Source organism: Bacillus sp. AFS031507, assembly GCF_002584635.1.
Lineage (GTDB): Bacteria > Bacillota > Bacilli > Bacillales > Cytobacillaceae > Neobacillus.
In genome coordinates, this window is sequence record NZ_NUOW01000003.1 from 215421 (window position 1) to 230355 (window position 14935).

Annotated in this window: 19 protein-coding genes; 16 read left to right on the forward strand and 3 right to left on the reverse strand. The window is 36.5% G+C overall.

Annotated elements, in window-relative coordinates:
• Positions 1 to 2: 2 nt before the first annotated feature.
• Together COE25_RS04945 and COE25_RS04950 are read left to right on the forward strand one after the other, a co-directional pair.
• On the forward strand, positions 3 to 716 hold the full coding sequence (locus COE25_RS04945) for a LysM peptidoglycan-binding domain-containing protein (protein ID WP_256942451.1): 714 nt from the start codon (positions 3 to 5) through the stop codon (positions 714 to 716).
• A 93-nt stretch (positions 717 to 809) separates the two neighbouring features.
• Positions 810 to 1265: a YpbF family protein gene (locus COE25_RS04950; protein ID WP_088088827.1), complete on the forward strand. Its 456-nt coding sequence runs from the start codon at positions 810 to 812 to the stop codon at positions 1263 to 1265.
• A gap of 218 nt (positions 1266 to 1483) precedes the next feature.
• On the opposite strand, the gene cotJC is transcribed toward COE25_RS04950, so the two are convergent.
• From cotJC to COE25_RS04965, 3 genes are read right to left on the reverse strand one after another with little or no spacing between them, the layout of a single operon-like run.
• Positions 1484 to 2053 carry a spore coat protein CotJC gene (gene cotJC, locus COE25_RS04955; RefSeq protein ID WP_088088826.1) on the reverse strand — a complete coding sequence of 190 codons (570 nt, stop codon included), beginning with the start codon at positions 2051 to 2053 and terminating at the stop codon, positions 1484 to 1486.
• Between the two features lie 21 nt (positions 2054 to 2074).
• Entirely contained in the window at positions 2075 to 2335 is a 261-nt protein-coding gene (locus COE25_RS04960) for a spore coat protein CotJB (protein ID WP_088088825.1), read from the reverse strand.
• Complete coding sequence (locus tag COE25_RS04965; RefSeq protein ID WP_098931571.1) at positions 2332 to 2562, reverse strand: spore coat associated protein CotJA; 231 nt, start codon at positions 2560 to 2562, stop codon at positions 2332 to 2334. Before COE25_RS04965 ends, COE25_RS04960 begins: the two co-directional genes overlap by 4 nt.
• 148 nt (positions 2563 to 2710) lie before the next feature.
• Here COE25_RS04965 and COE25_RS04970 point away from each other — a divergent pair, with 148 nt between their 5' ends.
• The 14 genes from COE25_RS04970 to rpsA all read left to right on the forward strand — a co-directional run bounded on the left by COE25_RS04970 (position 2711) and on the right by rpsA (position 14933).
• On the forward strand, positions 2711 to 3346 hold the full coding sequence (locus tag COE25_RS04970; RefSeq protein ID WP_098931573.1) for a CBS domain-containing protein: 636 nt from the start codon (positions 2711 to 2713) through the stop codon (positions 3344 to 3346).
• Between the two features lie 54 nt (positions 3347 to 3400).
• A complete protein-coding gene (locus COE25_RS04975) occupies positions 3401 to 3769 on the forward strand; it encodes a hypothetical protein (RefSeq protein ID WP_098931575.1) in 369 nt (122 codons plus the stop codon).
• Between the two features lie 24 nt (positions 3770 to 3793).
• Positions 3794 to 4582 (forward strand): metallophosphoesterase, encoded by a 789-nt coding sequence (locus COE25_RS04980; RefSeq protein ID WP_088088822.1) that lies wholly within the window; start codon positions 3794 to 3796, stop codon positions 4580 to 4582.
• Between the two features lie 69 nt (positions 4583 to 4651).
• Complete coding sequence (locus tag COE25_RS04985; RefSeq protein ID WP_088088821.1) at positions 4652 to 5233, forward strand: genetic competence negative regulator; 582 nt, start codon at positions 4652 to 4654, stop codon at positions 5231 to 5233.
• A gap of 241 nt (positions 5234 to 5474) precedes the next feature.
• The gene (locus COE25_RS04990; RefSeq protein WP_088088820.1) at positions 5475 to 6752 is read left to right on the forward strand and encodes a Glu/Leu/Phe/Val family dehydrogenase; all 1278 of its coding nucleotides are present in this window, start codon (positions 5475 to 5477) and stop codon (positions 6750 to 6752) included.
• A gap of 95 nt (positions 6753 to 6847) precedes the next feature.
• On the forward strand, positions 6848 to 7828 hold the full coding sequence (locus tag COE25_RS04995; RefSeq protein ID WP_098931578.1) for a YpdA family putative bacillithiol disulfide reductase: 981 nt from the start codon (positions 6848 to 6850) through the stop codon (positions 7826 to 7828).
• The gene (locus COE25_RS05000) at positions 7828 to 8784 is read left to right on the forward strand and encodes an asparaginase (protein ID WP_088088818.1); all 957 of its coding nucleotides are present in this window, start codon (positions 7828 to 7830) and stop codon (positions 8782 to 8784) included. Before COE25_RS04995 ends, COE25_RS05000 begins: the two co-directional genes overlap by 1 nt.
• Positions 8785 to 8898: 114 nt before the next feature.
• Positions 8899 to 9588, forward strand: coding sequence for a glutamic-type intramembrane protease PrsW (gene prsW / locus COE25_RS05005; protein WP_098931580.1), 690 nt, complete (start codon positions 8899 to 8901; stop codon positions 9586 to 9588).
• Between the two features lie 146 nt (positions 9589 to 9734).
• Positions 9735 to 10592 (forward strand): spore cortex-lytic enzyme, encoded by an 858-nt coding sequence (sleB, locus tag COE25_RS05010; RefSeq protein WP_373408546.1) that lies wholly within the window; start codon positions 9735 to 9737, stop codon positions 10590 to 10592.
• Between the two features lie 14 nt (positions 10593 to 10606).
• Entirely contained in the window at positions 10607 to 11956 is a 1350-nt protein-coding gene (gene ypeB, locus COE25_RS05015) for a germination protein YpeB (RefSeq protein WP_098931585.1), read from the forward strand.
• Between the two features lie 78 nt (positions 11957 to 12034).
• Positions 12035 to 12214: a YpfB family protein gene (locus COE25_RS05020; protein WP_088088814.1), complete on the forward strand. Its 180-nt coding sequence runs from the start codon at positions 12035 to 12037 to the stop codon at positions 12212 to 12214.
• A 157-nt stretch (positions 12215 to 12371) separates the two neighbouring features.
• Complete coding sequence (gene cmk / locus COE25_RS05025) at positions 12372 to 13046, forward strand: (d)CMP kinase (protein ID WP_098931587.1); 675 nt, start codon at positions 12372 to 12374, stop codon at positions 13044 to 13046.
• A gap of 2 nt (positions 13047 to 13048) precedes the next feature.
• Positions 13049 to 13630, forward strand: a complete 582-nt coding sequence (locus COE25_RS05030; RefSeq protein ID WP_098931589.1) for a lysophospholipid acyltransferase family protein — start codon at positions 13049 to 13051, stop codon at positions 13628 to 13630.
• Between the two features lie 163 nt (positions 13631 to 13793).
• A complete protein-coding gene (gene rpsA, locus COE25_RS05035) occupies positions 13794 to 14933 on the forward strand; it encodes a 30S ribosomal protein S1 (protein ID WP_088088811.1) in 1140 nt (379 codons plus the stop codon).
• Positions 14934 to 14935: the final 2 nt, after the last annotated feature.

The window sequence follows — 14935 nt, forward strand, 5'->3', positions numbered from 1 at the left end:
CCATGAATAATGAAGAACCATTCAGGGACCAAGCGGAAAGATTAAAACAGCGAATAGAAAAAATTAATGAAAAAGTCGAAGACATGGAAGTTTTGCCTCCACGGGAGCAGATACATCGTCCAAAGAAGAAAAAAACAAAATGGAAGCTAAAATATCCACTTATTCGTCTATTAGTTTTGTTCTTTATCCTCCTGCCTATAATCATATTTAGTGTAATCTCTTACCGTGACGGTGCTAAAAAAATAAATGGGGTTGAAAAATCATCAGAAGAAACAGTAGGGTATGAAACGATTAATTTGGAAAATTCTAAAGATGACGAGGAAACCCAAGAAAATCCCGATGAAACGAAGGAAGCAATTTCTGAAGCTAACGATTCTGAAGAACCTAGCGTAGAATCTAACGCCGGAGTAGAACAGACTGAAACGGCTGTGGATACATCTGTTCAACCCGAGAGTACAAATGAAAACAAAACGGATTCTCAGGTATCAGATATTAATGGTGAAAAAGAAAAAGAGTCAGAAACTAGCGTAGTATCGACAGAACCAGAAGCTAGTAAAATCATTTCTCATACGGTTAAACCAAATGAAAACCTTTATAGGATAGCAATGACGTATTATCAATCCCCAAAGGGAATGGATATTATTATGGAGGCAAACCATCTAACGAGTAACCAACTAAATGCAGGGCAGGTTTTGAAAATACCAATAAACAATTAACCGATCCAAAAGTGATCGGTTTTTTTTTAATAGAAAAACATAATAGAAGGGACAAGTTCATATGTATATACAGAGAAATGGAGCGTGATAAAAATGGATTCTCCAATCCAATTACTTGAAAATACTGATCAGGCAACCAAGCAGGCTCTTGAAAATGTAAGAAAACGAAAAGAAAAATTTGACCGTTTTAAAAAGCGGCATATTCTTTCAATTTGGGCCACAATTATTTTAGCAGCTAGTTTCTTAACCTATTTGTATATCACAGTTGCCAGTATTTATTCCTATTCCTTTGCTGCAATGTTTTCGGCGTTTGTAAATGACTCCAATAATTTGACATTGTTGGTTTTTTGTGTCGGAATGTACGGTACAATGAATTTACTGAAAGCAAAAAAAGACAAAGCAGAAAAGGAATATCATGAATTAAGATGTGAAATTGTCGATCGCAGTAAGGATTATTGGAAAAAAGAAGAAGAATGGAAATCACGTCACATTGTTTTTGAAATGATGAAAACTAAATATGACATAAACCTATATCATGAAAAAAAATAAGAAGCAGAACTAAACTGCTTCTTATTTTTATCGAGATAACTAAGTATAAGATTTTGAACTTAGATTACTGTCTAGCTCCAGCGCCCAGCGTCTAGTGGACTTCGCTCTTCTCCCTACGATAAGTCAACATCGGATCGCTAGCGCTCTCCGTGTTTCCTTTATCTCAGTCGAAGCGCTCCAGTCCATACGCCGCTAAACGGGCGCTTCCGCTTTTCTTATTAGAATATAGTCTTTTTACCACGTTCGTCTTTTAATATTTCCACAGCTTCCCGGAAGCGTTGCGAATGGATGATTTCCCGTTCACGTAAGAAGCGCAGACTATCATTGATATCAGGATCATCACTTATGTTAATCAACCACTGGTAGGTAGCCCTTGCCTTTTCTTCTGCTGCAATATCTTCATATAAATCTGCAATTGGATCACCCTTAGCGGTTATATAAGTAGCTGTAAATGGGACTCCTGCGGCATTATGGTAGTATAATGCACTATCATGGTCAGCATAATGTGCTCCCAATCCTGCTGCTTTCATTTGCTCAGGCGTGGCGTCTTTCGTTAATTTGTAGACCATTGTAGCAATCATTTCGAGGTGGGCGAACTCTTCTGTACCGATATCTGTTAGAAGACCAATTACCTTATCTGGAATTGTGTATCGTTGGTTTAAGTATCGGAGTGCAGCAGCAAGTTCGCCGTCGGCACCCCCATATTGCTCAATTAAATATTTTGCTAATGTTGGATTACAAGTACTGACTCGAACTGGGTACTGTAATTTTTTCTCATAAACCCACATTGAGCTCTTCCCTCCCTTTAATTAAACTTGCCACGGCCATGGGGTATCTTTCCAGTTCCATGGATATCCGGAGTAGCTATTTCCAAATTGAAGCAATGGACCAAATTGGCTTTCAAATGCCTTTTTGATACGTTTACGTTCTTTTGCGTAATGATTGAATTGATTGATTGCCTCTAGGTCATCAGGATGGGTATCTAAATATAATGTGAGTTCTACTAAAACAAAGTCAACCGTTTGAAGCTGCTCCATTATTTGATAATATTCGGCAGGGACCTGTGTCATGTTGGCAGGCCCCCTTTTGCTTTCTCGAACGAATTGTACCAAGGATCATAGAAGTCCTTCCAAAGCGTGCCAGCTCTCAGTGCTTCTTGCGGCGAAAATTGTGGAAGATTAGGTGGTTGAAAGCCCATATATAAATGTGGCGGAGTTGAGTAAATTTTTTCAAGTATTGGCTTGCAAGGGTCAAACGGACTCGCATAAGGATGATAGGATTTAAAGTGTGTATTCATTTTAGCCCTCCCTTTATTCAACATCATTTAATAATATGAATTTTTCGTTTTTCTATGACATTTATCTTATTAAAATATAGAGGGGTTTATCTAAGGATTGTCGAAGTATAATAGATAATACAGATAATCAATTTTGAGGTGATGGGAATTGTTTGTTAAAAATATTATGATTCCAAAGCATGAATGTTTTACTGCACAGGAAAATACGACACTGAAAGAGGCCTTGGAAAGATTAGAAAAACATCAAATTGATGGACTACCGGTTTTAAATGGAGATAAGTATGTAGGGGTTGCGACGAGATATTGTATTTATGAAAGTTTCTTTCATTCTGATAAACAAAAGGATGAGTACTTAACCTCAACTTTTGTAAAAGATATTGCTACACATCAAGATAAGTTTTTAGAGGGTAGAGAACTATTCGAGAAAACTCTTCTTGATTTAAAGGATTTTCCTTTATTGTCTGTTGTTGATGAAAACAAAAATTTCCTTGGAGTGGTTACTCGTTCGGATGTAATCAGTTCATTTGAGAGTGCATTTGGTGTAAATCGCCCAGGAGTAAGGATTGCCTTTACATCAGTTGAAACTGAAGGTCGGATTGCTCGTCTGTCTGAAATTGCCCATCAATTCCATGAACATATTATTTCTCTTGTTACTTTTGATGAAACTGATAAACTTGTCCGAAGAATTGTAATGAAGATTGAAAAGAAGAACAATATTGACAAATTCACAAAGAGGCTGGAAGAACATGGGTTCAGAATTTTAAGTATCGAAGAGGACCAATAACTGAATTAGGTAATATTTTCAATCCTTCTCATACATTGTATGGGAGGGATTTTTATGTATAAAAAAGTATTGACGGATTTGGTTATTTTTCTAAGTGGATATCTGCTCATTAAATGGATTACGATTCCTCATCCATTTGTCCTTTCTGAGTTCTTTATAGGGCTTGTAATAAATCCATTAAAATTTTTTGTAGCTTCAGTGGTTTTTTTTATTGGATTTCTCGTTACCGGAAAAGTTATTCGTGAGCTGTTACATAGGACAAGAAAAATAGGGCAGAAACGAGAAAAATTAGGTATGAATCTTTTCTTGGAATATCTCTTCCTTTTTATTATTTTTTTCCTTCTTTTTAATATGGGATGGGAGCAAACCCTTGTCTTTTTTAGTTTAAGTCTTTTTTATGGTATGATTTCCATTGAACTTTAAGTTAAGAAATGGGGAAAAGGAAATATGGTTATTAGTTTAGTTGTCCTGTTCATCGGTGGTGGATGTCTTCTTATATATATGTTACGTGAAGCATTTTTAAATAAAGTAATAGAACATGAATTATCTTTTTCAGACTTTCCTAAATCTCTAGGCAGTGTTTCGATCTTTTTTATTTCGGATATTCATAGGAGAAAGATATCTGATAAAATTATTAACCCTGTTAAGGGGAAGGCAGATATAGTTGTAATCGGCGGAGATTTAACAGAAAAAGGGGTTCCTTTTGAGAAAGTTAAAGCAAACTTGTTGAAACTAAAGCAAATTGGTCCTGTCTACTTTGTATGGGGAAACAATGATTATGAAGTAGATTATCATAAATTAGATGCTATCCTCCTGGAGTTAGGTATTAAAGTATTAGATAACACCGCTGTGACTTTTGAATCAGCCCAAGGTGAAAAATTTTGTTTACTTGGTGTAGATGATTTAAAGCAAGACCGAGATCGTCTGGATTTAGCCTTACTAGATGCAGAAGAGAAAAGTTTTAAAATTCTAGCAAGCCATTATCCTGATATTACAAATAAGATTCTTTCTGAACATGAAATTCGCTTAGTGTTATGTGGTCATACACACGGGGGGCAAATTCATATTTTAGGATATAGTCCACATGAAAGAGGGAAAATAAAAAAATTAGATAATACCATTCTTCTTATTAGTAATGGTTATGGTACCACGACCATCCCTTTAAGGTTGGGGGCACCTGCTGAATGTCACTTGATTACACTTAAGTGGAATTCTGATATGGAAGGAAAAATATAGACAATTCACCAACAGGACCCCAGGGCATACACTGAAAACAAGAGTTATGTCACGGCAGGGGGCAAAATCATGCGCTTAGAACGCTTAACGGCCAATAAAATAAAAATTTTTCTAACCTCTGATGATTTATTTGACAGGGGACTCTCCAAAGAAGATATTTGGAAAGACTCAATAAAATGGAATCAGCTTTTTCATGATATGGTGGAAGAGGCAAGTGAGGAATTTGACGTTGATATTCAAGGTTCTGTGGCGGTAGAGGTGTTCTCCCTCCAGGCTCAGGGGATGATATTGATCATTACCGTTGATGAAGCAATTGAAGATGAGGAAATTCTATACGATGGATTTATTGAAATGCAAGTAAGGATGGAAGGTTTTGAGGACCTATTGTATGAGTTTGATGATTTTGAGGATATAATTGGTCTTTCAAAAAGACTGTCCACTGTCAATATTTTTGGTGGAAGCCTATATGCAATGCATAACCGCTATTATTTATTAATGAATAATTTAGAAACTGAAAATAATATTAAGGCTGCTTGTGTTTTATCTGAATTTGGTAATGCTTCTATTCTAAGTCCGTACGTTTTAGCTGAGTATGGGAAACGAATAATCGAAAATAATGCGGTGGAAACTATTCTTCAATATTTCAAGTAATTTAGCTGCTTTTTAAGAAAGTAAGTTAGAGAAGGGCAACCACCGCCCTTCCAATCATTAAAAGTTATTAAGATATAATTTGTAGCCATTGCAATTTTAGAAATCCTTTAAAAATGCAGTTGGCAACGTTTACATAATGGTTCAGGTAGTTGTTTTTTTCACTTGCATAAATCAATTAAAGGTGTATACTTGTGTCTGAAAGCTGACAACATTCGTAGCATTTTTTTAGGGAGGATTACAAATGGTAGCCGATAAAGATAATGAAAAGACTAATCAAGAGGAAAAGCATGATGTGTTGAAATCGACACAAACCGTTATACATAAAGCCCTTGAAAAGTTAGGTTATCCTGAAGAGGTATACGAGCTCTTAAAAGAGCCATTACGTTTAATGACAGTTAAAATTCCAATTAGAATGGATGACGGTTCCATAAAAATATTTACTGGTTACCGTGCCCAGCATAATGATGCTGTGGGGCCAACAAAGGGTGGAATTCGTTTCCATCCAGGTGTGACAGAAACGGAAGTGAAAGCCCTTTCAATCTGGATGAGCTTAAAATGTGGGATTGTCGATCTTCCGTATGGCGGTGGTAAAGGCGGTATTGTCTGCGACCCTCGTGATATGTCCTTTAGAGAGCTTGAAAGGTTAAGCCGGGGATACGTAAGAGCAATCAGTCAAATTGTTGGACCAACTAAAGACATTCCAGCTCCTGATGTGTTTACCAATTCGCAAATCATGGCTTGGATGATGGATGAATATAGCCGAATTGATGAATTTAATTCACCAGGTTTTATTACGGGTAAACCGCTTGTTCTTGGTGGGTCACATGGACGTGAGTCTGCAACGGCAAAAGGAGTAACAATCTGTATCCAAGAGGCTGCTAAAAAGAAGGGTATTCAAATTGAGGGTGCAAGGGTTGTTATTCAAGGTTTTGGTAATGCTGGAAGCTTTTTATCTAAATTCATGCACGATGCAGGTGCAAAAGTAATTGGAATTTCTGATGCATACGGAGCTTTGCATGATCCAAATGGTTTGGATATTGATTATCTATTAGATAGACGAGATAGCTTTGGAACGGTTACAAAATTATTTAATAACACTATTACAAATAAGGAATTGCTAGAACTTGAATGCGATATTCTTGTTCCTGCTGCAATAGAAAATCAAATTACTGAAGAAAACGCTCATAATATTCGTGCAAGTATCGTGGTAGAGGCGGCAAATGGTCCAACTACACTAGAGGCGACAGAGATTTTAACAGAACGAGGAGTTCTCCTTGTCCCGGATGTATTAGCATCTGCCGGTGGTGTAACCGTTTCTTATTTCGAATGGGTTCAAAATAACCAAGGTTACTATTGGTCTGAGGAAGAAGTAGAAGAAAAACTGGAAAAGGTAATGATAAAATCCTTTAACAATATTTATGACACTGCCCAAACACGCCGTGTCGATATGCGACTTGCTGCATATATGGTTGGAGTTAGAAAAATGGCAGAGGCAAGCCGTTTTAGAGGCTGGATTTAAAACTTAACCATTGAAACATAGTGAAAAAACTCCTATCATAGACGATAGGAGTTTTTTTGTTATCCTGAATGATTGTTTTAAGGGGTGTACTTATTATGCAAATAGAAGATATCATTATTGTTGGCGGTGGCCCATGTGGTTTAGCAGCGGCGATCGCAGTTCAGGATATAGGGAAAAAACCACTTATTATTGAAAAAGGAAATGTGGTGAATTCAATTTATCACTACCCTACACATCAAACATTTTTTAGTACAGCAGAAAAATTAGAAATTGGCGAAGTACCCTTTATTACAGAACATTATAAGCCTAAAAGGAATCAGGCGCTTGTTTATTATCGAGAAGTTGCCAAACGGAAACAGTTACGAATAAATGCGTTTGAAAAAGTTACTCGTGTATCAAAACAAGGTGAGCTGTTTCATGTTTATACCAATAAAAATACTTATTGTGCCCGCTATGTAATCATCGCAACCGGTTATTATGATCATCCCAATTATATGGAGGTACCTGGTGAAAATTTATCCAAGGTATTTCACTATTTTAAAGAAGCCCATCCATTTTATGATAAAGATGTTTGTGTGATTGGTGGGAAAAATTCTAGTGTTGACGCTGCAATAGAACTTGTGAAGGCTGGAGCAAGAGTGACAGTTTTATATCGGGGTGAAAAATACTCTCCAAGTATAAAGCCATGGATTCTTCCTGAATTTGAAGCGTTGGTCCGGGCGGGAACCATTTTGATGGAATTTAACGCTACCCTAAAAGAAATAACGGAAAATCAAGTTGTATATATAAAAGACCATAACGAAAATGTGATAAGCAATGATTTTGTATTTGCAATGACAGGCTACCATCCAGATCATCAATTTTTACGGAACATGGGTGTTAAAATAGATGGGGAATCAGGGCGACCCTTCTTTAATGCAGACACAATGGAGACAAATATTGAGGGAATATATATAGCAGGTGTAATTGCGGCAGGAAATAACGCAAATGAAATATTCATTGAAAATGGCAGGTTCCACGGTGGGGAAATTGCTTGCTCAATCCTAGAAAAAGATGCAAAAAGGGTGACAAAATGATGAAAAAAGTTGTCTTATTAACAACAGGTGGAACAATAGCAAGCAAGCCAAATAAAGATTCAGGAAAATTAGCCTCAGGTGCGTTAACTGGTGAAGAGCTCGCTAGTATGTGTAATTTGCCAAAGGACATTGAAGTCGTTATTGAATCTGTTTTTCAAAAAGCTAGTATTCATATCACATTTGATGATTTAATTTTATTAAAAAACAAAATTGAGGACTATTTTAAGGATGAAGATGTTTCAGGCGTGGTTGTCACACATGGAACGGATACAATGGAAGAAACATCCTATTTCCTTGATTTAACAATTAAAGACCCAAGAACTGTTGTCGTTACAGGTTCCCAGCGCTCGCCTGAGGATTTAGGCAGCGATGTATATATTAATTTGCGTCATGCCATTTATTGTGCTTGTTCTCATGATTTAAGGGATGCTGGCACCGTGGTCGTTTTTAATGAACGAATATTTGCTGCAAGATATGTAAAAAAAGAACATGCATCCAATATCCAGGGTTTCAATGCATTTGGATTTGGCTATCTTGGCATTATTGATAACGATCAAGTTCATGTTTTTCAAAAACCAATCAAAAGAGAGTATTTTGAAATAGAATCATCTATTCCTCAAGTCGAAATCATTAAATGCTATATTGGAGCTGATGGGAAATTTATTAAGGCAGCTCGTGAGGCGGGGATTGCTGGGATTGTCCTAGAAGGAGTGGGACGTGGTCAGGTTGCCCCTAAAATGATGGCAGAAATTGAAAAAGCTATTGGAGCGGGAATTAAACTGGTTGTCACTACTAGCGCAGAAGAGGGTTCAGTATACACAACCTATGATTATGAAGGAAGTGCCTTTGATCTTTTTAATAAGGGAGTTATTCTAGGGAGTGACAACGACTCCAAAAAAGCAAGAATTAAATTGGCTGTAGCCCTTGCTAGCAATTTGAAGGAAATTAAATTTTAAGATAACCAAATGTCAAACGGTTGAAGTCGGCTTAATAAATGGAATGAATCTTTCATTTTCTTTATAGAGAATACATGATACGATTAAGAAAATGGATTGGAAAAGAGGTTCATCATGCTGGGAATATTATCCGCCGGAATTGCCCCCGGACTGGCCTTACTTAGTTATTTTTATTTAAAAGATGAATATGACTCAGAGCCAATATCCTTCGTTCTAAGGACATTTATGTACGGAGCCCTTCTTGTGTTTCCAATCATGTTTATCCAGCATGTACTTGAAACAGAACATATAATTAAATCTGATCTTTTCAATGCATTTCTTAGCTCAGGTCTATTTGAAGAGTTTTTCAAATGGTTTATCCTCTTTTATGTTGTCTATCAGCATGTAGAGTTTGATGAACCCTTTGATGGAATTGTCTATGGAGTAGCTGTTTCACTTGGTTTTGCTACAATAGAAAATGTCTTCTATTTAATAGCTAATGGAATCGAACATGCGGTAACACGTGCATTATTACCTGTTTCAAGTCACGCTCTATTTGGTGTAATTATGGGCTTTTATATTGGGAAAGCAAAGTTTACGGAAGGGAATAAAGCTAAATGGGTTATATTTTCCCTTCTCTTACCATTTCTTCTCCACGGTGCATACGATTTTATCTTAATTTCCCAAGAAAATTGGCTCTTTATTATTTTTCCTTTTATGATTTTTCTTTGGTGGTTTGGACTAAGGAAAGTGAAAAAAGCTAAAATATTAAGTGCCAATCATATGAAAAAACAATATGCTGTCCAAAAAACCCTTCACTTGTAAAGGGTTTTTTTTTTATTCTCATTAAGATGGAATAAAAACACCATTTAAACAAAAAATAGGTTTACTGATAAAAGATTTACAATGGGGGTTAATATTCCATGATAAAGAAAAAAATCCTGCTAAAATTTTCCTTATTAATTTTTCTTATGTTTGGGACATCTTCATTTATTGAAAGCAAGGAGGTCAGAGCTTTCAGTAATCAGATTATCCAAAAAGGTGCGGTAGGTGATGATGTCATTGAACTGCAATCCAGGCTCCAGTATCTTGGATTTTTCAATGGGAAGATTGATGGGGTATTCGGATGGAGTACGTATTGGGCGTTAAGAAATTTTCAATATGAATTTGGGCTGCCAATTGATGGATTGGCGGGATGGCCAACAAAATTAAAACTAGCCAAAGCAAGCAAATACAATGAACAGTTTGTAAAAAAGCAAATAAACTCAGGTAACAAATTTACACATTACGGTGGGGTAGATGAAAGTAAACAAAGTGTCCCTAATCCAGCAAACAAAGCACCAGCAAAACAAACACCCCAAAAAACAGCTCCACCAAAAAATACAGCTCCACCAAAAAATACAGGTCAAAAAAACACTTTACCAAATAAAGGGACACCCAAAAAGCCAACAGCTGCTAACATACCAAATGGTTATTCACAAAATGATATCCAATTGATGGCTAATGCCGTTTATGGAGAATCAAGGGGCGAACCTTATACAGGTCAAGTTGCTGTTGCAGCTGTTATTCTCAATAGGGTAAATAGTTCAACATTTCCTAATACAGTTTCAGGAGTAATTTTTGAGCCTGGTGCTTTCACGGCCGTTGCTGATGGGCAAATTTGGCTAACACCAAATGAAAATGCTAAGAAGGCCGTAGTAGATGCAATCAATGGTTGGGATCCAACTGGAGAGGCATTATACTATTTTAACCCAGATACTGCTACTAGCGGCTGGATATGGGGACGACCTCAAATAAAACGAATCGGGAAACATATTTTTTGCAAGTAGAGAGGTGAATAGAATTGATTAGAGGAATATTAATAGGTGTTCTCGCTGTAGGTGTCGCGGGAACAGCCTATTGGGGCTACCAAGAACATCAGGAAAAAAATGCAATATTATTAAATGCAGAAAATACTTATCAACGAGCATTCCATGATCTTTCCTATCAAGTGGATTTATTACACGATAAGATTGGAACAACCCTTGCAATGAATTCAAGGCAATCCTTGTCTCCATCGTTAATTGAGGTATGGAGGATTACTTCAGAAGCACATAGTGATGTAGGGCAACTGCCGTTAACATTACTACCTTTTAACAAGACGGAGGAATTCTTGGCTAAAATTGGAAATTTTAGCTATCGAACCGCTGTTAGAGATTTAGACAAGGAACCATTGTCAAAGGATGAATACAACACTTTAAAGGTACTTTATAAGCAATCTGGTGATATTCAGGATGACCTTCGAAATGTACAGCATATGGTACTAAAAAATAACCTTCGCTGGATGGATGTTGAACTTGCCCTGGCTTCTGGCAAGGAATCTACGGATAATACGATTATTGACGGCTTTAAATCTGTAGAAAAGACAGTGACAGGCTATGAAGAATCGGACTTGGGCCCAACTTTTGTAAATATGCAAAAAAAGGATGAAAATTTTAAAAAAATCAAAGGAAAAACGATTTCCAAGCAAGAAGCAATTAAGATCGCCAAAAAGTATATGAAAATTGATGGGAATTCCGAAGTGAAAGTTACTGAAAATGGAAAAGGTTCCAATTATGGTTTTTATAGTGTTTCCATAAAAAATAAGAAAACCGGTGATGAAGGCAGTATGGACATTACCAAAAAAGCGGGACATCCCATTTGGTTTATTAACCATCGGGATGTAAAAAAACAAGTTCTCAGTTTAAATGATGCTGATAATAAGGCGGCAACTTTTCTAAAAGAAACAGGTTTTAAAGATTTAGAGATATTTGAAAGCACACAATATGACAATATCGGTGTTTTCAATTTTGTTTCAAAAATAAATGGTATTAGAATTTACCCTGAATCGATTAAAGTTAAAGTTGCTTTGGACAATGGCGATATTATTGGTGTATCCGCTGAGGAGTATTTAAAATCTTTTCAGACAAGGAAAATAGAAAAACCTGCTATTTCTTTAGAACAAGCTCGAGCAAAGGTGAATCCTAACTTTAAAGTAATGGAAGACCGGCAGGCCATTATTATAAATGACCTTAACGAAGAAGTGCTTTGTTATGAGTTCCTTGGGACAATCGATGATGACACCTATCGTATTTTTATTAATGCAAAAAGCGGTGTAGAAGAAGATGTTGAAAAATTGAAGAATGCTGAGGCGGTATATGAAGACGTGATATAAGGAAAAGCAATTGCTTTTCCTTATATTTTTTTCAAATAACTCCAATAATAAATATATATTGATTATGGAGTGGATGTTATGAAAAAGGTAGAAAGAGTTTTAATTAAAGTTGTCATCATACAGTTTATTTTTCTATTTTTTGCACAGTTATTTTTTCACCAGTTGGATGTCTTTCCTCAAGTAAAACAATTGACAAAATACGAAGGGGTAAATGAAAATACATATACTGATATTCTTGAAACCTTCCAGGGAAAATGAGAAAGCAGGCCTGCCTGCTTTCTTTTGATTGAACAAAATTATAATTGTCATTAAATTTCATTTTTATAGTCGTAAAAAAAGAGGCATTGATATATCTTGTGGTAAAATAAATAGTAGACAACATCTGAGATAATCATGATGGCAAATAGGAGGATTTATGGAAAAAAAGATATCAATCGCAATAGACGGTCCTGCTGCAGCCGGTAAGAGTACAGTTGCAAAAATTGTAGCAGAAAAACTTTCTTATATTTATATCGATACTGGTGCTATGTACCGGGCATTAACATATAAGGCAATAGTTAATAAGCTAAATTTAGAAAATGAAGATTCATTATTAGAGACATTATTATCTACGGATATTAAATTGCTGCCTTCTGAGAGTGGGCAATTAGTATATCTAGACAATCGAGATGTGACAGATGAAATTCGTTTTGCTGAAGTAACTAATACGACTTCATATGTTGCTAAACATCAGAAGGTCCGTGAAGAAATGGTCAGAAGACAACAGGCATTTGCCTCTGAAGGCGGAGTTGTAATGGATGGTAGGGACATCGGGACACATGTATTGCCAGGTGCAGAGGTAAAGGTATTCTTACTTGCTAGTGTCGAGGAAAGAGCTGAGAGGCGTCATATTGAAAATGTCCAAAAGGGATTTCCATCCGACTTAGAAAAGTTGAAAGAAGAAATTGCTCGTAGAGATAAAATCGACTCAGAGAGAGAAATAGCACCTCTGAAAAAAGCTGATGATGCAATTGAAATTGATACAACCTCTTTGACAATTCCTGATGTTGTTGAAAAAATAATGACGTTGGTGCACGAAAGGATTGGATAAGTGTGACGTTTTATGCGTTTGCAAGGTCAGTTGTATATGGAATTTTTAAGCCATGGTACAGGATAGAAGCCATCGGACGTGAACATTTCCCGAAAGACGGCGGGGTTCTTCTTTGTTCTAATCATATCCATAATTTCGATCCTATGGTTGTAGGAATCATGGCACCACGACCTATTCACTATATGGCAAAAGAAGAGATTTTTTCCGTTCCTGTATTAGGTAATATTGTTAGGAAATGCAATGCATTTCCGGTTAAAAGGGGATTTAACGATCGTGAAGCACTTAGAACAGGTTTAAAGCTTTTAAAGGATGGTCATGTTTTCGGTCTTTTCCCAGAGGGAACAAGGAGTAAGACTGGGGAATTAGGAAAAGGACTTTCCGGAGCAGGATTTTTTGCTCTAAGATCAACGGCAGCGGTTGTACCTTGTGCTATTATTGGACCGTATAGAAGTTTCCGAAAATTAAAGGTCGTCTATGGACAACCCATTGACCTGGAAGAAATGAGAAAAGAGAAAGCTTCAGCAGAACAAGTTACTGAATTAATTATGTCAAAGATTGAAAAACTTAAAAAAGAACATCAATAGGTTCTGCTTGACAAAAAAGACTATTTGTAAGAAGTTAATGGAAAGAGTTTTTTTTTGAAAATTCACTGCTTTTAGGTTTGTTTTATATATGTTGTATGCTGCGTGGCATCCACCAGTTCATATATAGAATTTTTAGGAGTAAATGGATTAAGGAGGAATACATATGTCGGAAGAATTAAATCAAGTAGAAGTGAGAAACTTTGAAATCGGGGATAAAGTGACAGGACAAGTTACTAAAGTAGAAGAAAAGCAGGTGCTCGTGAATATCCAAGGCAGCAAAATTGATGGAATCATCCCAATCAGTGAACTTTCAAGCCTGCATATTGAAAAAGCATCAGATGCAGTCGCAGATGGTGATGAATTAGAATTAGAAGTTTTAAAAGTAGAGGAAGAAGCGATCATCCTTTCCAAAAGGAAAGTAGATGCAGAAAAAGCATGGGAGAGTTTAGAAAAACAATTCCAAAGTGGAGAAGTTTTTGAAGCTGAGGTTAAAGACGTCGTAAAAGGCGGACTTGTTGTTGATCTCGGAGTTCGTGGTTTTGTACCAGCATCCCTCGTCGAAGCTCATTTTGTAGAAGATTTCAGCGATTATAAAGGCCGAATCCTAACCTTTAAAATTGTAGAACTTGATAAGGAAAAGAATCGCTTAATTCTTTCTCATCGAGCTGTTGTAGAACAAGAAAAAGGTAAACAAAAACAAAATCGCCTAACTGCAGTTCAAGTTGGCCAAATTATTGATGGTACAGTCCAAAGAATCACTGATTTTGGGGCATTCGTAGATATTGGCGGCATTGACGGTCTTGTTCATATTTCCCAATTATCTTATGAGCACATCGATAAGCCTTCTGATGTGGTTCATGAAGGGCAACAAGTACAGGTTAAGGTATTGAGTGTTGATCGTGATAATGAAAGGATTTCTTTATCGATTAAAGAAACACTTCCTGGACCTTGGTCAAATATTTCCGAGAAAGCACCAAAAGGAACCGTCTTAAAAGGAAAAGTGAAAAGATTGGTTTCTTATGGAGCTTTTGTCGAAGTATTTCCAGGTGTTGAAGGGCTGGTTCATATCTCTCAAATTGCCCATAAACACATCGGTACACCACATGAAGTATTGAAAGAGGGACAGGAAGTAGACGTCAAAGTTCTTGAGGCAAATGAGTCAGATCAACGTTTATCCTTAAGCATTAAAGAACTTCTTGAAAAAGAGTATGAGGAAAACCATGACTATGAACTTCCTGAAGAGTCAAAAGGCTTTCAGCTTGGAGAAGTCATTGGAGATAAATTAAAGAATCTAGGAAAATAATG